We start from the raw sequence: 18,506 nt of genomic DNA, 5'->3' as shown, positions 1-18,506 counted from the left end.
CCCGTCTTCCACTTCGAGAGAGACCAGGGTCCGATGAAGCTCACATCCTACTGGTTGGATACGTCGATCCCCTTCTCGGGCGGCACCGAAGGGCCGGTTCAAGGCCGCTATGACGTCGCCGTGATCGGCGGCGGCCTGACCGGCTCTTCCGCCGCCCTGGCGCTCGCGAAGAAGGGCGCGCGGGTGATCCTGCTGGAAGCCGAGACGATCGGCCATGCCGCCTCGGGGCGCAATGGCGGCATGTGCAACAACGGCTTCGCGCAGGATTACGGCATCATGTCGCAAAGGCTCGGCCATGAAACGGCCGACCGCCTCTACCGTGCCTTCGATGCAGGGGTGGACACTGTCGAGCGCCTCGTTGCCGAGGAGGGCATCGACTGCAGCTTCGCCCGCGTCGGCAAGATCAAGCTCGCGGCCAAGCCAGAGCACTACGACAAGCTGGCGCGGGCCCAGGATCTTCTCGCCGCCCATGTCGATCCCGATACCGAGATGGTGAGCCGCGCGAACCTCGCCTCCGAGGTCGGCTCCGGGCGCTACTATGGCGGCCTGATCTATCGCAAGAGCGCCAGCATCCATATCGGCCGCTTCGTGCGCGGCCTCGCAGAGGCCGCGGCGCGGCGTGGCGTCACGATCCATGAGCGCACGCCGATGATCGGGCTGAAGCCGGCTCCTGGCGGTGGCCACGTCGTCGCGACGTCGAAGGGAGACGTCACCGCCCGGCAGGTGCTGCTGGCCAGCGGCATCTCGCAGGCCGGCCCGCTGGGCTGGGTGCGCCGCCGGATCGTACCCGTCGGGGCGTTCCTGATCGTGACGGAGCCGTTGCCTGTCGACCTTCTCGACAAGCTGACGCCGCGCCGCCGTAACGCGGTCGATACCAGGAACCTCGTCAACTATTTCCGGACGACCCCCGACAACCGCCTGCTGTTCGGCGGCCGGGCGCGCTTCGCCGTATCCAACCCGGCATCCGACGAGAAGAGCGGCGCGATCCTGCGCGCCGCGCTGAACGACGTCTTTCCCGCGCTGCGTGACGCGCGCATCGACTATTGCTGGGGCGGCATGGTCGACATGACGCGTGACCGCCTCCCGCGCGCCGGCGAGCGCGACGGTGTCTACTACTCGATGGGCTACAGCGGCCACGGCACGCAGATGTCGACGCTCATGGGCACCATCATGGCCGAGGTCATGGACGGGCGTGCCGAGCTGAACCCGTGGAAGGACTTCGCCTGGCCGGCCATTCCCGGCCATTTCGGCAAGCCCTGGTTCCTGCCGCTCATCGGTGCCTATTACCGGATCAAGGACCGTTTCCAATGAGCCATGCCGTGCAGCACCTCAGGGAGAGCGGGCATCTCGGCCGCTTCTACATCGACGGCGGCTGGCGCGAGCCCGATGGTCAGGATCGAGCCTGCGTCATCAACCCCGCAACCGAGACGGCGATCGCGGAGATTCCGCTCGGCAGTTCAGGGGACGTCGAGGCCGCGGTCTCCGCGGCCCGCCGCGCTTTTTCCGGCTGGTCCCGGACAGAGCCTGCGACACGCGCCGCGCTTCTCAGCCGCGTCCATGCGCTCGTGCTGGAACGAGCGGAGCTGATCGCGCAGGCGCTCACCGCCGAAATGGGTGCGGCCATCACCTATGCGCGCCGGGCACAGGTTCCCCTCGCCGCCGAGCATCTGCGCGTGGCGCGAGACAATCTGGCGGACTTCCCCTTCGTCTCGCAGCGCGGCAGCACCGCGATCCTGCGCGAGGCGATCGGCGTCTGTTCCCTGATCACGCCGTGGAACTGGCCGCTCTATCAGATCACCGCCAAGGTCGGCCCGGCGCTGGCCGCAGGCTGCACGGTCGTCCTCAAACCCAGCGAGCTGTCGCCCCTGAGCGCGCTCCTCTTCGCCGAACTCATGGACGAGGCCGGCTGCCCGCCCGGTGTGTTCAACCTCGTCAACGGAACGGGACCGGTGGTCGGCGAGGGTCTCGCCTCGCATCTCGAGGTCGACATGGTCTCGATCACCGGCTCGACGCGGGCGGGCGTCCTCGTGGCGCAGGCGGCCGCTCCGACGGTCAAGAGGGTCGCGCAGGAACTCGGCGGCAAGTCGCCCAATATCGTGCTGCCCGATGCCGATCTCGCCCGGTGCGTACCGCTGGGCGTCGCAGCGGCCATGCGCAATCTCGGCCAGTCCTGCAGCGCGCCGACACGGATGCTGGTCCCCCGTGACCGCCTCGGCGATGTCGAGGCGCTGGCCGCGGCCGCCGCCGGCGAATTCGTCGTGGGCGATCCCCTGCTGGAGGCGACGACGCACGGGCCCATCGCGAACCGCGCCCAGTTCGAGCGCGTCCAGATGATGATCGAAGCGGGCATCGGCGAAGGCGCGAAACTCGTGACGGGCGGCCCCGGTCGCCCGGCGGGCATCGCCTCGGGCTTCTACGCCCGCCCGACGATCTTCTCCGAAGTCCGCAGCGACATGGCGATCGCACAGGAGGAGATCTTCGGACCCGTCCTGGCCATCCTACCCTATGACACGGTCGAGGAGGCGGTAGAGATCGCGAACGATACGGTCTACGGCCTCGGCGCCCATGTGCAGGGAACCGAGATGAAAGCGGTGCGCGAAGTCGCCTCCCGGATTCGCGCCGGACAGGTTCATCTCAACGCGCCGGACTGGGATCCGAATGCTCCTTTCGGCGGCTACAAGCGTTCGGGCAATGGCCGGGAATACGGGCGCGAGGGCATGGAGGAATATCTGGAAACGAAGGCCGTCCTCGGCTTCTACAGCTAGGACCGGGGAGCGGAGACGTTCTCCGTGATGACCTTCGTTTCATAATAGCGGGCAGAACCTGAGTCCCTCTCAGCACCTGCATCCGTCGCCCGGCGCGGACCCCGGAGGGGCCGCCCGCTTGCGGATCGGCGTCGCCGTCAGCCGTGCTCGCCCTTCACGTCGAGCGCGTCACGCAGGCCATCGCCGATGAAGTTGAAGCTCGTCACTGCGATCGTGATGGCGGCGCCTGGGATGATCGCCATCCAGGGCGCGCTGGACAGGTATTGCTGGGCCCCGTTCAGCATGTTGCCCCAGCTCGGCAGCGGAGGCTGGATGCCGTAACCCAGGAAACTGATATAGGCCTCCAGCAAGATCGCCCGTGCGACGGTGAGCGACGCCGCGACGGTAATGGGCCCCATCGCGTTCGGAAGGATTTCCCGGAACATGATGTGCACGGAGCTGAGCCCGAGCATGCGGCCGGCCAGCACGAATTCGCGTTCGCGCAGCGACCGGACTTCCGCCTCCACGATACGGGCCACCTCCATCCATTTGGTGACCGCGATGATGACGACGATCATCAGCGGACTGGGCTGAAGGGCGGCCGAGAGCGCAAGGACGAGGAAGATGGACGGAAAGGCGAGGAAGCCGTCCACGGTTCGCATCAGAGCGGCACCGAGCCAGCCGCCGCGATACCCGGCGATGACGCCGACGACCGTGCCGACGACGACCGACAGAAGCATCGCCGAGAAGCCGACGAGGAGCGAGACCCGGCCGGCGACGAAGAGCCGGGCAGCCAGGTCACGCCCGAGCGGGTCCGTGCCGAGAATGTGCGAGCCCGTCAGGGGCGGCGCGAAGCGCGCCCGCAGGTCGATCTGAAGGATGTCGTAGGGCAGGAGCCACGGCCCCACGACACAGGCCACGGTGAGGGCCGTGATCATCACGAGACCGAGCAACGCCAGGGGATGCTGCGCGAAACGCCGCGCGACGCGGCTTTGCCACCAGCGGCTCGGGCGATCGCGCAGAGCGAGGGTGTTCATTGTCGTTGTTCCTCGACCAGTTGCGCCGCTCAGGCCAGTCGGATCCGCGGATCCACGAAGGCGATCACGATGTCGGCGATCAGATTTCCGAGAATGACGATGATGGCCGAGAAGATCAGGAGGCCCATCACCACCGGATAGTCGCTGTAGCTCAGGCTATCCAGGAACAGCCGCCCCATGCCCGGCCATGTGAAGACGGTCTCGGTCACGAGCGCGCCGGTCAGGATGCTGGGCAATTGCACGCCCGCCAATGCGATCATCGGCAGCAGGGCGTTTCCGACGACATGCTTCATCAGCACGCGCCGCTCGCTCGCGCCCTTCGCACGCGCCGTCTTCACGAAATCCTGGCTGATCGCATCGAGCGTCGCGGTTCGCATATAGCGGCTCCAGATCGCGACATGCACGAGCGACAGCACCACGCTCGGCATGATCAGATGATGCGCGTAGTCCAGCACCGACCCGTCGCCGATCGTGTACATGTTGCCCGCCGGCAGCCAGCCGAGCTTCAGCGTGAAGAAATAGATCCCGATCAGGCCGAACCAGAAGGTCGGAATCGACAGTGCGATCATGGCACCGATCGTCGCGAGATAGTCGAAAACCGAATGGCGGTGCGTGGCGCCCCGGATTCCGATCCAGCTCCCGAGCGCGATCGCGATCACCGTCGACGTTCCCATCAACAGGAACGTCGCGAAGATGTGGCGCCCGATGACGGACAGCACCGCGGACCCGTCGCGGAAGGATTTTCCCCAATCGCCCTGCAGAAGCCGCCAGGCCCAGTCGAAATACTGGACCCAGAGCGGCCGATCGAGCCCCAGCTGCTGCTTCAGGCGAGCGAGATCATCCTGGGTCATCCCGGGATCCAGGCCGTACTGCGCCATCGGCCCACCCGGCATCAGGCTGAGGGTGGCGAAGCCGATCAGCGAGACGATCACGAGCAGCACGGCGCTCTGGAACAGGCGATGAAGCAGGAAACCACGCATCGCGCCCTCCTCAATGTCGTTGGCCGTCAGGGGCGTCGCTCGCCGATGTCAGCGAGCGACGCGGGGGGCAGTTCAGCTTATCCAGTACCAATGCGCCGCATCCCAGGATTCGGTGCGCGTGTTGGGATTGGCCTGAAAGCCCTGGATCTTCTTCTTGCGACCGTAGCCGGCCTCGGTCTGGTAGATCGGCATGAAGGGCAGATCCCGCCGCACGAGTTCCTGGATCTTGTTGTAGATCGGGCGGCGCGCCTCCGGATCGAAGGTGCGGGTGCCCTGCTCAAGGAGCGCGTCCACCTCGGGGTTGACGTATTGGGCATTGTTCGAGCCGCGCCCGCCCTTGGCCGGGATGGCCTTGGAGCTGAAGCGGTTGGTGACGTCGGGATCCGCGCCGATCAGGAAGGTGATGCCGACGATCGCCGTGTCGAATTGCGACTGCTGCCAGAAATCGCCCCAGATCACCGCCGCGGGAAGGTTCGAGATCTTCATCTCGATGCCGATCTCGGCGAGGCTCTGCTTGACGAACTGCTGGAGCTGCTCGCGCAGCTGATCGCCGGCCGTCGTCGAATTCGCGAAGGACAGCTTAACGCCGTCCTTGGCGCGAATTCCGTCCGACCCCTTCTTCCAGCCGGCATCTTCCAGCATCTTGGCCGCCTTCTTGAGGTCGAATTCCTGGACCGGCAGGTTCGGATTGTAATAGGCGGACTGCTTGGGCATGAAGGTCTCGGTCGGAGCCGGCATGCCGTAATAGAGGGCATCGATGATCGACTTGCGATCGATGGCCGTATAGATCGCCTGCCTGACGACGAGTTCCTTGAACTGCGGCCGGTCGAGATTGAAGTAGATCGACTCGATATTCGACCGGAGCACCTTCTCGACGGCGAGGTTGGGAAGTTTCTTGGCCTCCTCGAAATAGTTCGCCGGAATGTACTGCTGGCCGATCATATCGATATCGCCGCTTTTCAGCTGCGTGTAGAGCACCGTCGAGTCGGGGATGTATTTGAAGATCAGCCGCTCGAGATAGGGCCCCTCGCCGAAATAATCGGGGTTGGCCACCAGCTCGACATGATCGCCGGCGACGCGCTTGCCGAATTTAAAGGCGCCAGTTCCGATCGGAGCACGGTTGAAGGCCGCATTGTTGACATCCGCCTCTCCGTCGAAGGCGTGCTTCGGGACGATGAAGGTCTCCGTCAGGAAGGACAGATAGGGCGCGAAGGGCTGCTCCATACGCCACTGGATCTCGGTCGGGGACACGACCGTGATGTCGCGGACCAGCGCGTGTCCAAGCGTACGCCAGCTGCGGAACTTCGGATTGACGATCAGTTCGAGCGTGAACTTGACGTCCTCGGCGGTGAACGGCTTGCCGTCATGCCAGCGCACATTGTCCCGCAGCTTCACGCGCCATTGCAGGCCGTCCTGCGAAATCCCGCCATTCTGCTGGCTGGGCACCTCGCGCGCGAGATTGGGCTGGATCACGCCTTTCGGATCGACCCGGAACAGGGCGTCGAACAGCGAGAAGTGCACGCCGTCGTCAACCTCGATCTTGACCATCAGCGGGTTGAGGACGGTCGGCTCCTGCGACATGCCCACGACGACGCGGCCGGCGGGCTTCTGCGGCGGGGTCTGGCCGAAGGCCGGGCGACCCAGAAGATTCGGAGCCGCGAGGCCGAGGCCGCCGATGGCGGCCAGGCGCATGGCATCGCGACGCGACCATCCGGCCTTGGTATCAATCGGTTTCGTCATCTGTCGTTTCCCTCTTTTGGTTGCTTGGTTGTCAGCCCGCCAAGGCGATCCGGCCGCCCCCGTCTGGCCTTTCGCCGGGGATGGCGGCGACCAGTTCGCGGGTGTAGGCGGAAGTCGGGTCCAGGAAGATCTGCGAGGGCTGCCCCCGCTCGACGATCTTGCCCTTGTGCATGACCACGATCTCGTCGCAGATCTGGCTCGCGACACGCAGGTCATGCGTGATGAAGACCATCGAGACGCCGGTTTCGCGCTGGATGTCATCGAGAAGCTTCAGGATCTGGGCCTGGATCGAGACGTCGAGCGCCGAGACGGCCTCGTCGGCCACGAGCAGCTTCGGCCTGAACATCAAGGCCCGGGCGATGCCGATACGTTGCCGCTGCCCGCCGGAGAATTCGTGCGGATAGCGATCGAACGCTCCACCATCGAGACCGACGCGCTTCAAGAGCGCGCGGGCCTCGTCCCTGGCCTCGGCATAGGGCGTGCCATGCGCGACGGGACCGACCGTCAGAATCCGGCCGATCGTGGAACGCGGGTTCAGCGAGGCCGAAGGGTCCTGGAACACCATCTGGATCCGGGGCCGCAGTCGCCGGAACTCCGGTTCCGGCATCCTCGCGATGTCGGTCCCCTCGAAGACGATCCGCCCCCCGTCGCTGTCCATCAGCTTGAGCAGCAGCCGGCCGAGCGACGACTTGCCCGAGCCGCTTTCGCCGACGATGCCCAGCGTCTGCCCGGCCGCCAGATCGAAGGACACCTCGTTGACCGCCGCGACCTCGCGCAGGGTCCCCATGAACGCACTGCCGCTGCGGTAGGTTTTGAGTAGGCCCTCGACCTTCAGGACCGGCTCGCTCGCGGCGACATCGAGCGCCGGGCGGTTCTGGCCCGTCAGATGCGGGACCGCGGCGATCAGACGCTGCGTATAGGGATGGCTCGGCGTCTTGAGCACCTTGTCCGCGCTGCCCTGCTCGACGATCTGCCCCTTCTCCATCACGACGACGCTGTCGGCGATCTCCGACACGACGCCGAAATCATGGGTGATGAACATCACGCTCATGTTCTTGCGGCGCTGGATGTCCCGGATCAGCTTGAGGATCTGGGCCTGGGTCGTCACGTCCAAGGCGGTCGTCGGCTCGTCCGCGATCAGGATGGAGGGCTCCAGGGCGAGCGCCATCGCGATCATGACCCGCTGGCGCTGCCCGCCCGACAATCTGAACGGATATTGCTGATAGGTGAGCTCCGGGCTCGGCAGGCCGACTTCGGTCAGGAGTTCCAGCGTGCGTTCGCGCCGCGTCTGCGGCGTTCCGACCCCGTGCACCGCCAGAACCTCGTCAACCTGTTGGCCCACCGTCATCAGCGGATTCAAGGCGGACAACGGATCCTGGAAGATCATCGAGACGACCCTGCCCCGGATCTCGCGGAGCCTGTCGGGCGGCAGGCCGACGATATTCTGTCCTTCGAGCAGGATCTCGCCGGCCGTCACACGGATAGACCGAGGAAGAAGTCCCATGACGGCATTGGCGGAAACCGATTTGCCGGAACCGGATTCCCCGATGATGCAGAGGATTTGACCGCGTCTCAGATCGAACGAAACGTCGCTGACGGCGTGCGCCCGCTCCATATTGCGCGGCAGACTGAGCGTCAGGCCGCGAATCGCAAGCGCGACATCTTGGGCAGCCCCAGTCGTTTTGCCAGCGCTCATGGGGCTGCGGCTCCTTTCAGGACGTTGCGATCGAGACAGCTCGTAATTGCCGATCCCCCATGGTCACCCAACCGCTCCGGCAGAATTTGTCGAAAGGGCCAACCTCAACAGCAGAAAGCATCGCCAGAACGACGGCCGGCAGAGTTATGCGACGCGCCCTTATCCGCCGAAGCACGCGCTGGCGGCGGTGCAGGCTCTGCTGTCACGATTTCTCGGGAATCAGTGCGGGCAACGGGCCATCATCGCGCGTTGCAGAGGCGCACCCATCTTCGGGCCTGCCCGGTCTCAAGGCGACCACCAAGGCCGGACGCGGCAACAGGCACGGCGGCCCTGACCCGGACCATGCTGCCGGCTTTATCCGCCGGTCAGCGCCAGCTGCATCTTTCGCGCCTCGAAGGGCTGCCTCAGGACGATCCGGTTCGAGAACTTGATGATGCCGATGTCGAGCTCAAGGAGATTGTCGAGGATCGCACTGAAATCGGCGATGCTCGGGGCGACGATCTTGAGGATGTAGTCGCATCCGCCGGTCACGTTGTAGCACTCGATAATCTCCGGGCAGCGCTCGGCCGCCGCCTCGAACAGCCGGAAACTGTCGCGCCGATGCTCGCTGATCGTGATTTCGGTGAAGGCCGTGATGAAATGACCCAGCCGCGCAAGGTCGATCACGGCATCGAAGCCGCGGATCACGCCGGCTTCCTGCAGGCGCTTCATCCGGGCGAGGCAAGGGCTCGGCGTCAGCCCGACCGCCGCGGCCAGCTCGACATTCGAGCAATGGCCGTTGCGCTGAAGGTGATCGAGGATCTTAAGGTCGAACCGGTCGAGTGAAACGAGAGATCCCATGGCTCGATGATAGTCCCGGAGCGGCCGGCGTACCAGAAACAGTCCGGCGACGATGGGGCTGGTTCGGAAGACGGCCCCGGTTCAGGTGGGGCAGGACGCGACCGCAGCCTGGAGCGAAACGAGAAAACGGTCCACGTGCTCCGCCTGACAGACCAGCGGGGGTCGGACCTTGAGCGTGTCCTCGTTTGCCCCGGTGGTGCTGATCAGCACGCCGTCGTCGCGCATCGCGTTGACGACATCGAGTGCCATGGCGCGCCGCTGCGATGCAGACATGCCGTCATGGCCGATGTCGATGCCGAAGAACAGACCGGCATGGCGGACCGCCAGAATGCCGCTCGACGCGCCCGCGATCCGCTGCAGACCCTGGCTCAGCCGCTCGCCCATGGCGACCACGTTGTCGAGGATGCGATCGCGCTGCAGGATCGTGAGAACCGCGTCGGCCGTGGCGATGCCGACGGTGTTTCCGGCGAACGTATTGGAATAGCGGGCGGTGGCGCCGAAGCGATCCATGGCCGCATGCCGGCCGACGACCCCGCCGATCGGAAAGCCGTTGCCCATCGGCTTGCCGAGGGTGACCAGATCCGGCACCACGGCGTGCCGCTCGAAGCCCCACATATGATCGCCCGTTCGCCCGAAGCCGGGCTGAACCTCGTCGGCGATGAAGAGCCCGCCCGCCTCTCGCACCGCCGCGATGGCGCCCGCAATGAACCCCGGCGGATCGATCCAGACGCCGTCGCTCGAGAAGATGCTGTCGATCAGAATGGCCGCGACGCCGATTCCGCGCCGGTCGAGATCCTTGATCGCGGCTCTCACCTGCGCCTCGAAGAATGCGGGCGCCTCCGCTTCCGCGACGCCGGCAGGCCCGGGCAGCGCGATCATGCGCACCGAGGGGCTGAGCTTGACCGCCTCGCCGAGATTCGGCGAAACCATCGCGGCGGCGGCGCTCGTGCCATGATAGGCATAGGACGAGACGATGACGCCATCCTTGCCGCTGACCAGCCGCGCGATCCTCAAGGCGAGATCGTTGGATTCGCTGCCCGTGCAGGTGAAGACGACGCGGTCGAGCTCCGTCGGGAATGTCGCGACCAGCCGCTCGGCATAATCGACCAGCCTCGGCTCGAGATAGCGGGTATTGGCGCTGATGCGCCCGGCCTGCTCGGCCATCGCCGCATTGACCTCGGGATTGCAGTGCCCGAGCGAGGGGACGTTGTTGTAGAAATCGAGATAGGCGCGGCCGTCGGGGTCGTACAGCCACATTCCCTCGCCCCGGACGAAGTGAACGGGGCGCCGATATTGAAGGCGATAGGACGAGCCGAGCACCTTGTCGCGGCGAGCGATCAGACCCGCCTCGCGCTCTGCGAGATCGGCTTCGCCGGGCATGTAGCGGTTCGGCATGAGATCGACGGACATCCGTTTGGCCTATCACATGGCAAGAGGGTTGGGAGCGGGAAGCAGCGAAACGACTGCGACGACGGCTGACGGCGCGGCCTCCCCGGGTGTCATGAGGAAGCCGCTTCGGCAACGATCGTCCGCGCGGCCTCCCTATCGAGGCGGGACAGGATCGACAGCCCATTCTCGGCTCGAGCGACGTTCTTATTGATATAGGCCGCATGCTCCGGAAAGAGGTGCGACCGCCAGGCATTGATCAGGATCAGCGCGCTCTGGCGCGCCTTCATCAACCCGACGAGTAGATCGGTCTCGAGCGGCGAGAGCGGGCAGACCGAGGCGTATCCGGCGATCAGGCTCTCCGCGCCGCCGAGCGGCAGCGCAGGGTCGCTCACCATGTGGCTGGCTGCGATGGCGAGATCCTGGATTCGCGGTCCCCGGCAGCCATCGCCGAAATCGATGAAGGCAACACCGTCCTCGGCGAGCAGCATGTTGAACGGGCTCGGATCGTTGTGCGTGACCTGCCAGTCGAGGGCGCCGATCCTGGGCTCGACCGTGGCGAGGTAGTCCCAAAGCGCTGCCTGGACCGCATCCGCCGTCCGGCCCGGCGCCAGATAACGCTGGAACGCGGCAAGCCGGGGCCAGCAGCCGATCTGCCACAGCACGGGCCTGTCGACGGCCGGCAGGCCGTGTGCGTCGCGCAGGGCAATGTCGAGATGAGCCAGCGCCTCTCCCGCATGTCGAGCCGCTTCGGGAGACATCGGCGTCTGGCGGAGGGGCTGGCCCGCGAGCCGGGTCTGAAGGTAGCCGGACAACCCATCCTGCCGGAACGTCAAGTCTCCGCGAACTGTCCGGATCACCTGCGGCGAGAGGAAACCATGGGACTTCTCGACCGCGCTGATCGCGGCGGACTGGAAGCGAAAGCTGTCGATCGCCTCGATCCGGGGCGATGCCTTCAGGATCAGCCGAAGGGAATCGGGAAGGAGGACCTCGGCGGTGCTCTCGACCTCCGACGACAGCAGCTCGATGCGCCCGCTCAGCCCGTAATGGCGCATCAGAACCTCGGCCAGAAGACCGTCGTCGAGCGCGACGGGAGCCGTGGCGAGAACGGCCGCGGCCGCGTCGAAATAGGCGTCCCGCCCGCCTGCCGGCGCCGAGCTGCGCTCAACGGCCGTCTGCCGGTCGGCCTCATCGGAAGCCGGCGAGCCGGGCGCCGTCCTCATGACGGCCTCGCAATCGTGGGCAATGCTCGACCTCGCCTGAAGGATGGTTCGCACATCCATTTTGATAAGGTCGTAACGCTCGCAAGAACTGCCGAAATCGCGGCCTCGCGAGCGCAAAATTCCGCTCCGACCCAGGCTTCGGCAGAATGTTCGGCCCGGCGACGCGCGGCCGGAGGCAACCAAGACACCGACCAGTGGAGTGCGGGACATCGGCCGCCAGCAGCACCCAATGACAGAGCTGCGGCCTAGTAGCTGATTCGGCCGTCGATGATCCGGGTTTGCATTCCAAACGGTTGTTCTCCCAGCATATTTAGGCCGGGCCGGCTGACGGCAGCCATGGGAAGCTTCGTGGCCATTCTGGTCGCGGAGCCGGCGAGATTGACCGATCCGGCGGCGATGGCCTGTACGCGGCTGGCCAGATCGGCGGGATCGGACTGCAACGACTGCCCGGATAGGCGCCGCCCCAGCAGGGCGATGATTTCGGGACTGTCGGCGAACGCATTATGGCCGAGCGCGTCGTTCGAGTTTGAGGCGCTGGTATCGATCACGGTGATGCCGAGCTGCTTGATCGCATCCGCATAGGGGGCGGGATCGGCGCCTCCAACGCGGTTGACGCCGCCCGAGAGCCAGCGCGAGACTTCGAGAGCCTTGTCACTGGTCGATGTGAAGATGGTGAAGTGCGGGCGCTTCGCCCCCATCTCGATCATCTGGCGCCGGAACACGTCGACGTCGATGTCCGGCGATGCGAGAACGACGTTATCGACCTTGGTGGGAATGCTCCCCTTGCGCATAGCGACGCCTCGCAGCGCTTCCATCGCGAGCCAGGTTCCCATGGAATGCGCGAGGATCGTGATCTCGCCGACATCCGGGCTTTTCGACGCCTCGATGATCAGGTCTTCCAGGGCGCTCCGCGAATAGGTGGTGCTCTCCTTGTCGTAGAGATAGTCGAAGACATTGGCGCGCGAGGGCCAGGTGAACAGGATCGGAGCCGCCGTGATCCCGGCATCATGCTTGAGCTGGGCGAGGCGAAAGACGGCGTCAGCATAGGTGTTGTTGAAGCCGTGGACGAAGATGAGCGCCTGCCGCTTGGCGTTGCGATTCCTGCGAAACCAGTCGAGCATCTGCCGCTCGGACTGCGCCTTGCGGACGCCGAGCACCGCGAACTCCCGCTCCGGATTCGCCTCGGCCTGCGCTGGCCACTGGATCTCCCCGGCCCTGCGGTTGCGATCGGGCGGGATCGAAACCTCGATGCTGTCGAAAGAGATCGCGTCGCCGCGCTCGCCGGAATAGAGCAGGCCCGGATCCTGCGCCGCCTGACGCGTCGTCACGGCGAGGATGTCGACCCGGCTGGTGTCTGCCGCAGCCGCCGACACCGGGCGGAGGACGCTTTCCTGCCGCGTCGCGCAGGCTGTGAGCAGCGCGAGGGCGGCGAAGAGCGAGACGGCCCGCACCAGGCGCAACCGGGCGGAAGCCGGGCGGCGCGGAGGGCGCGGATCGGCGGCGATGCGATGCTCGATCATCTCGAACCCGGCTCCATGAGGTCGCGGCGCGCGTCGGCTCAGTGCGCCGGCGCAGGCGCGGCAGTCTCCTGCCCGGAGGTCTCGGGCTCGCCCTGTCCCTTCGGCTCCTCGAAGCGGAACCAGGCGACATAGAGCGCCGGCAGGAACAGCAGCGTCAGCACCGTTCCGACGATGATCCCGCCCATCATGGCGTAGGCCATCGGGCCCCAGAACACCTCGCGCGCGATCGGGATCAGCGCCAGGCTCGCGGCCGCCGCCGTCAGCATGATCGGGCGCATGCGGTGCTCCGTCGCCTCGACCACGGCCGACCAGCCATCCCTGCCCTCCTCGCGCAGATGCTCGATCTGGATGACGAGGATGACGGAGTTGCGGATCAGGATGCCGATCAGCGCCAGCACGCCGAGGATGGCGACAAAGCCGAGCGGCGCGCCGCTGGGCACGAGCGCGGCAACCACGCCGATCAATCCCAGAGGCGCGACGATGACGACGAGGAACAGCCGCTGGAAGCTCTGGAGCTGGATCATCAGGATCGTCGCCATCGCAAACAGCATCAGCGGGACGATCGCGACGATCGGGCCCTGGCCCTTGGCGCTCTCCTCGACCGCGCCGCCGGTGACGATCTTGTAGCCGGCGGGCAAGGTCTCGCTGATCCGGGTCAGGGCCGGGGCGAGCTGCTGGACGACGGTCGCCGGCTGCAACGCCGTCGTGACGCTCGCCTTCACCGTGACGGTCGGCAGGCGGCCGCGCCGCCAGACGACCGGCTGCTCGGATTCGTAGCGGAAATTGGCAACCGCAGCGAGCGGCACGGTTTTTCCGGCGCTGGTCTGGATCTGCAGGTTCTGCAGCGTGTCGATCGAGGAGCGCTCGTTGTCGAGCGCCCGGCCGACGACATTGATCAGATAGATGCTGTCGCGCACCTGCGTCACCGTCGCGCCGCCGACGATGCTGTTCAGCGCCGTCGCGATCGTCTCGGAGGTGATGCCGAGCTGGGCCGCCTTGTCCTGCAGCACATCGACCTTCACGACGCGGCCGGGCTCGTTCCAGTCATAGACGATGTCGCCGAGATTGGGGTTCTGCCCGAGCGTGCTCGCGACGTTCTGCGCCAGCGTCCTGACCGTCTGGATGTCGGGTCCGCTGACGCGATACTGCACCGGACGGCCCACGGGCGGGCCGATGTCGAGCAGATGCACGAAGGCGTCGGTGCCGACGAATTCGCGCGCGATGATGTCGTCGAGCTTGGTGCGCAGCCGCTCCCGCGCCGCCAGATCATGGGTCACGATGACGATCTGGCCGAAATTCGGGCTGGCAGGCTGCACATCATAGGACAGCACGAAGCGCATTGCGCCCTGGCCGACATAGGACGACCAGCGCTCGATATCCGGCTCGCCGACGAGCGCGATCTTCTCGAAGCGGTCCATCTGGGCGCGGGTCTCGGTGATCGAGGCATTCTGCGCCACCGTCCAGTCGACGATCAGCTCGCGCCGGTCCGATGAGGGGAAGAACTGCTGCTGGACGAACCGCATGGCACCGACCGAGAGGGCGAACATCAGCACGGTCGCGGCGATGGTCAGCCATTTCCGGCGCACGCAGAGGCGCAGCAGCGCGTTGAAGGCGCGGGTGAAGCGGCCGGGCCCATCATGATGCTGCTTCATCGTCTTGGGCAGCAGGGTGACGCCGAGCAGTGGCGCGAAGAGCACCGCGACCACCCAGGAGACCAGCAGCGAGACCGCGATCACGACGAAGAGCGTGAAGGTGAATTCGCCGGCCGCGCTGCCGTTGAGGCCGACGGGGATGAAGCTCGCCACCGTCACCAGCGTGCCCGTCAGCATCGGGAAGGCGGTCGAGGTATAGACGTAGGTCGCAGCCTTGGTGAGCGTGTCGCCGACCTCGAGCCGCGCCACCATCATCTCGACCGCGATCATCGCGTCGTCGACCAGCAGGCCGAGCGCGATGATCAGCGCGCCGAGCGAGATGCGCTGCAGCGAGATGCCGAAGATCTCCATGAAGACGAAGGTGATGGCGAGCACGAGCGGGATCGTCAGCGCCACGACGAGCCCGGCCCGCATGCCCAGGCTGACGAAGCTGACGATCAGCACGATCGCAACCGCCTCGAACAGCGCCTTGGTGAAGCCGCCGACGGCTTCCTCGACGATGGCAGGCTGGTCGGAGACCAGATGCACGCCGATGCCGATCGGCAATTCGTTCTCGATCTTCGTCATCTCGGCCTTCAGCGCCTCGCCGAAATGCAGGAGATTGGCGTTCGGCTTCATGCCGATGGCCAGCCCGATCGCCGGCTTGCCGTCGACGCGGAAGAGCGAAGTCGGCGGGTCGACATAGCCGCGGCTGATGGTGGCGACGTCGCCCAGGCGAAAGAAACGGTCGTTGATCCGCAGGTTGATCGCCCGCAGGCTGTCCTCGGAGGTGAATTGCCCGCCGACGCGCACACTGATGCGCTCGCCCTTTGCCTCGATCGTGCCCGACGGCGCGATCGCGTTCTGCGCCCGGATGGTGTCGACCACGAGCTGCTGGGTCAGGCCCAGCGCCGCGATCTGGCGCGTCGAGAATTCGAGATAGATCACCTCGTCCTGCGCGCCGACAAGATCGACCTTGCCGACATTGGGCACGGTCAGAACCTTGGCGCGGACATCCTCGACATAGTCGCGCAATTGCCGCTGGCTGAAGCCGTCTGCGGTGAAGGCGTAGATGTTGCCGTAGACGTCGCCGAAATTGTCGTTGAAGCTCGGACCGACGACCCCATCGGGGAACTGGCTCTTGATGTCCCCGATCATGTTGCGGATCTTGACCCAGATCGCGGGGATGTCCTTGGCCTTGGTCGTGTCCTTGAGGTTGACGAAGATCGTCGTCTGCCCGGGCATGTTGAGGCTCTTGGCGTAGTCGAAGGAGTCGAGCTCCTCGAGCTTCTTCTCGATGCGGTCGGTGACCTGGCCGATCACGTCCTCCACGGTCGCGCCGGGCCAGCGCGCCTGGATGATCATCGTCTTGATGGTGAAATCGGGATCTTCCGCCCGGCCGAGGTTGAAATAGGAGAACAGCCCGGCGAGCGAGGCCACGATCATGAAATACCAGACGAGCGAGCGGTGCTGCAGCGCCCAATCGGAGAGGTTGAAGCGCTTCACCGGGCGGCTCCTTCATCGAACTTGACGCTCTGTCCTTCGGACAGGCTGTTGACGCCGGCGACGACGATGCGCGCGCCAGCCGCCAACTGCCCGACGATCCGGGCCTTGCCATTGATCCGTTCCGCCACCTCGACGGCGAAGGAGCGGACCGTTCCGGTACCCGGGTCGAGCAGCCAGACGAACGTCTTGCCGTCCCGCTCGAGAAGCGCGGCGGCCGGGATGTCGAACACCGCCTGCGCCGCTGCGGGCATCGTCGGCAGCACGGTGACGGTGGCGCCCAGCCGGAAGGCATCGACGCTCTGGTCGAGCGTGATCTTGACCCGGCGCGTGCGCGTCGCGGCATCGGCCTGCGGGCCGATCTCGCGCAGCTTGCCGGTCGCGGTGACGGACGGATCCGCCTGCAGACGGATCGCGAAGGGCTCGCCCTGGCGCAGGGAGCGCGCCGTGGCATCGGGAATATCGACGACGGCCTCCCGGATGTCGGTACGCGCGATCGTCATGACCTTCTGGCCGGCCGTGACCATCTGGCCGACCTCGGCGTTGACGCTGGTGACCACGCCGGCCTCGTCCGCCGTCAGGGCCGCATAGCCGCGCTGCTCGCGCGCCTTGTCGAGGCTGGCCTGAGCCTGCTTCACGCCGGCGCTTGCAGCCTCCAGGGACTGTTTGGCCGTATCGAGATCGGCCTGGTTCGCGATCTGCTTGGCAAACAGGGTGCTGATCCTGGCCTCGGCGGCAGAGGCGTTCGCGAGCTGCGCCTGCGCCTTGGCGAGATCAGCCTCGCTGCCGCGCACGGTAAGATCCAGCAACTGGGGATCGATCTGCGCCAGCGCCTGCCCCGGGGCGACGACGTCGCCGATATCGACCTGGCGCGAGATCAGGCGGCCGAGCACGCGAAAGCCGCGATCGGTCTGGAAACGCGGCTGGATCGTGCCCGCAAAGCCGACATCCTGGTCTTCCTGCGGCTTGACCACGACGGAGAGAACGGGGCGCGGCACCGTCTTCGTCTTGGTGGCGTCGCCCTCGGCATTGCAGCCGGCCAGCGCGCAGACGACGGCCGCGGTGGAGAGGAGAACGAGCGCGCGCCTCATTTCTTGGTCTCCTCGCGGGGCTGCGCATCCGGCAGCAGCGGCTTCACGATCTGGCCCGGCCTGAGCAATTGCGTGCCGGCCGTCACGACAATGTCGCCGGCCTCCAGCCCATCGCGGACCAGCAGCTCGCCCGTCCGGTAGCTGTCGACCGTGATCGGCCTGATCGCGGCGGCATGGCTGCGCGGGTCGACCGTCCAGACGGCGGGCTTGCCGTTCTCGGTGAAGAAGGCGCTCGCCGGCAGCGCGAAGACATTGTCGGGCTTGAACCGGCCGATTCCGGTGACGGCCGCGCCCAGGGTCATGGCGGGAGGTGGCGCGTCGATCGAAATCTTGACGCGAACGGTTCCCGTCGCGGGATCGATGGCGGGGGCGACCTCACGGACCTTGCCGGTCGCGCGCACGGCCGGGTTGGAGACGAGCGCGAGCTCGATGGTGTCGTCGGCCGGGCGCTGGGCCAGGAGCCCCTCATAGACATCGAAGACCGCATCGCGCTCGCCATCGCGGGCGATGGTGAAAACCGCCTGCGCCGCCTCGACCACCTGCCCGGCCTCGGCGTTGCGCGCGACCACGACGCCCGAGGCGTCCGCGGTCAAGGACGTATAGACGAGCTGCTCCCTGGCCGTTCCCAGATTGGAGCGGGCCGCGTCGAGCGTCGCGCGGGCGGCCTGCATCGCCTGCTGGGCATTGTCGTAATTGGTCTGCGTGGTGAAACCGTTGGCGAGCAGGGATTTCTGACGCTCGAAGGCGGCCGTCGTCTGGCGCAGGGTCGCCTCGGCCGACTGGACGCCGGCCGTCATGGAGGCGAGGTCAGCCGTCTGCTCCTGCGATTCCAGCCGCGCAAGAACCTGCCCCGCCTCGACATGATCGCCGATCTCGACGAAGCGTTCGGCGATGCGGCCGGTGAAGCGGAAGGCGAGATCGCTCTGGACGCGCGCCTTCACCTCGCCCGTCAGTGCGACCGACAGGGCGTGCTGCGACGCGGATACGCGCTCGGCCTTGACGGACATCGGCGCCCGCGCAGAGGGGTTTTTCTCCTCGCCGCAGGCAGCGAGGACCATGGCAAGACCAACCAGAAGGCCGGCGGTGGATCGTCCAGGGAAGCGAAGCGGCCATCG

Annotated in this window: 13 protein-coding genes; 2 read left to right on the top strand and 11 right to left on the bottom strand. The window is 66.2% G+C overall.

Annotated features, from left to right (window positions below):
• The first annotated feature begins 33 nt into the window (after positions 1-33).
• Positions 34-1,311, top strand: a complete 1,278-nt coding sequence (locus AB6806_RS02515; RefSeq protein WP_370954043.1) for an NAD(P)/FAD-dependent oxidoreductase — start codon at positions 34-36, stop codon at positions 1,309-1,311.
• Positions 1,308-2,765, top strand: a complete 1,458-nt coding sequence (locus tag AB6806_RS02510; RefSeq protein WP_370954042.1) for an aldehyde dehydrogenase family protein — start codon at positions 1,308-1,310, stop codon at positions 2,763-2,765. The genes AB6806_RS02515 and AB6806_RS02510 overlap by 4 nt, the downstream gene beginning before the upstream one ends.
• Positions 2,766-2,902: 137 nt before the next feature.
• Here AB6806_RS02510 and AB6806_RS02505 read toward each other — a convergent pair whose 3' ends face one another.
• The 11 genes from AB6806_RS02505 to AB6806_RS02455 all read right to left on the bottom strand — a co-directional run bounded on the left by AB6806_RS02505 (position 2,903) and on the right by AB6806_RS02455 (position 18,449).
• Positions 2,903-3,781, bottom strand: a complete 879-nt coding sequence (locus tag AB6806_RS02505) for an ABC transporter permease (RefSeq protein ID WP_038362012.1) — start codon at positions 3,779-3,781, stop codon at positions 2,903-2,905.
• A 29-nt stretch (positions 3,782-3,810) separates the two neighbouring features.
• Positions 3,811-4,761, bottom strand: coding sequence for an ABC transporter permease (locus AB6806_RS02500; RefSeq protein ID WP_112764150.1), 951 nt, complete (start codon positions 4,759-4,761; stop codon positions 3,811-3,813).
• Between the two features lie 72 nt (positions 4,762-4,833).
• A complete protein-coding gene (locus tag AB6806_RS02495; protein ID WP_370954041.1) occupies positions 4,834-6,501 on the bottom strand; it encodes a peptide ABC transporter substrate-binding protein in 1,668 nt (555 codons plus the stop codon).
• A gap of 31 nt (positions 6,502-6,532) precedes the next feature.
• A complete protein-coding gene (locus tag AB6806_RS02490) occupies positions 6,533-8,197 on the bottom strand; it encodes an ABC transporter ATP-binding protein (protein WP_038362005.1) in 1,665 nt (554 codons plus the stop codon).
• 354 nt (positions 8,198-8,551) lie between these two features.
• On the bottom strand, positions 8,552-9,037 hold the full coding sequence (locus AB6806_RS02485) for an Lrp/AsnC family transcriptional regulator (protein ID WP_370954040.1): 486 nt from the start codon (positions 9,035-9,037) through the stop codon (positions 8,552-8,554).
• Between the two features lie 81 nt (positions 9,038-9,118).
• Positions 9,119-10,447 carry an aspartate aminotransferase family protein gene (locus tag AB6806_RS02480; RefSeq protein ID WP_370954039.1) on the bottom strand — a complete coding sequence of 443 codons (1,329 nt, stop codon included), beginning with the start codon at positions 10,445-10,447 and terminating at the stop codon, positions 9,119-9,121.
• An 89-nt stretch (positions 10,448-10,536) separates the two neighbouring features.
• Positions 10,537-11,646, bottom strand: coding sequence for a phosphotransferase enzyme family protein (locus AB6806_RS02475; RefSeq protein WP_142020568.1), 1,110 nt, complete (start codon positions 11,644-11,646; stop codon positions 10,537-10,539).
• Positions 11,647-11,891: 245 nt separating this feature from the next.
• Complete coding sequence (locus AB6806_RS02470) at positions 11,892-13,166, bottom strand: alpha/beta hydrolase (RefSeq protein ID WP_142020478.1); 1,275 nt, start codon at positions 13,164-13,166, stop codon at positions 11,892-11,894.
• A gap of 38 nt (positions 13,167-13,204) precedes the next feature.
• Positions 13,205-16,303: an efflux RND transporter permease subunit gene (locus tag AB6806_RS02465; RefSeq protein WP_142020477.1), complete on the bottom strand. Its 3,099-nt coding sequence runs from the start codon at positions 16,301-16,303 to the stop codon at positions 13,205-13,207.
• Positions 16,300-17,391 carry an efflux RND transporter periplasmic adaptor subunit gene (locus AB6806_RS02460; protein WP_142020476.1) on the bottom strand — a complete coding sequence of 364 codons (1,092 nt, stop codon included), beginning with the start codon at positions 17,389-17,391 and terminating at the stop codon, positions 16,300-16,302. Before AB6806_RS02460 ends, AB6806_RS02465 begins: the two co-directional genes overlap by 4 nt.
• Complete coding sequence (locus AB6806_RS02455; protein WP_370954038.1) at positions 17,388-18,449, bottom strand: efflux RND transporter periplasmic adaptor subunit; 1,062 nt, start codon at positions 18,447-18,449, stop codon at positions 17,388-17,390. The genes AB6806_RS02460 and AB6806_RS02455 overlap by 4 nt, the downstream gene beginning before the upstream one ends.
• Between the last annotated feature and the right edge of the window lie 57 nt (positions 18,450-18,506).

The sequence above is a fragment of the Allobosea sp. RCC_152_1 genome (assembly GCF_041360765.1).
Lineage (GTDB): Bacteria > Pseudomonadota > Alphaproteobacteria > Rhizobiales > Beijerinckiaceae > Allobosea > Allobosea spartocytisi.
Note: the sequence above shows the minus strand (reverse complement) of the source record. Positions and strands in the feature narration are given on the sequence as shown.

Coding starts and splice junctions, on each gene's coding strand:
- AB6806_RS02460 (WP_142020476.1), bottom strand. CDS start 17,391: ATGAGGCGCGCGCTCGTTCTCCTCTCCACCGCGGCCGTCGTCTGCGCG.
- AB6806_RS02505 (WP_038362012.1), bottom strand. CDS start 3,781: ATGAACACCCTCGCTCTGCGCGATCGCCCGAGCCGCTGGTGGCAAAGC.
- AB6806_RS02470 (WP_142020478.1), bottom strand. CDS start 13,166: ATGATCGAGCATCGCATCGCCGCCGATCCGCGCCCTCCGCGCCGCCCG.
- AB6806_RS02500 (WP_112764150.1), bottom strand. CDS start 4,761: ATGCGTGGTTTCCTGCTTCATCGCCTGTTCCAGAGCGCCGTGCTGCTC.
- AB6806_RS02515 (WP_370954043.1), top strand. CDS start 34: ATGAAGCTCACATCCTACTGGTTGGATACGTCGATCCCCTTCTCGGGC.
- AB6806_RS02455 (WP_370954038.1), bottom strand. CDS start 18,449: ATGGTCCTCGCTGCCTGCGGCGAGGAGAAAAACCCCTCTGCGCGGGCG.
- AB6806_RS02485 (WP_370954040.1), bottom strand. CDS start 9,037: ATGGGATCTCTCGTTTCACTCGACCGGTTCGACCTTAAGATCCTCGAT.
- AB6806_RS02510 (WP_370954042.1), top strand. CDS start 1,308: ATGAGCCATGCCGTGCAGCACCTCAGGGAGAGCGGGCATCTCGGCCGC.
- AB6806_RS02495 (WP_370954041.1), bottom strand. CDS start 6,501: ATGACGAAACCGATTGATACCAAGGCCGGATGGTCGCGTCGCGATGCC.
- AB6806_RS02490 (WP_038362005.1), bottom strand. CDS start 8,197: ATGAGCGCTGGCAAAACGACTGGGGCTGCCCAAGATGTCGCGCTTGCG.
- AB6806_RS02480 (WP_370954039.1), bottom strand. CDS start 10,447: ATGTCCGTCGATCTCATGCCGAACCGCTACATGCCCGGCGAAGCCGAT.
- AB6806_RS02475 (WP_142020568.1), bottom strand. CDS start 11,646: ATGAGGACGGCGCCCGGCTCGCCGGCTTCCGATGAGGCCGACCGGCAG.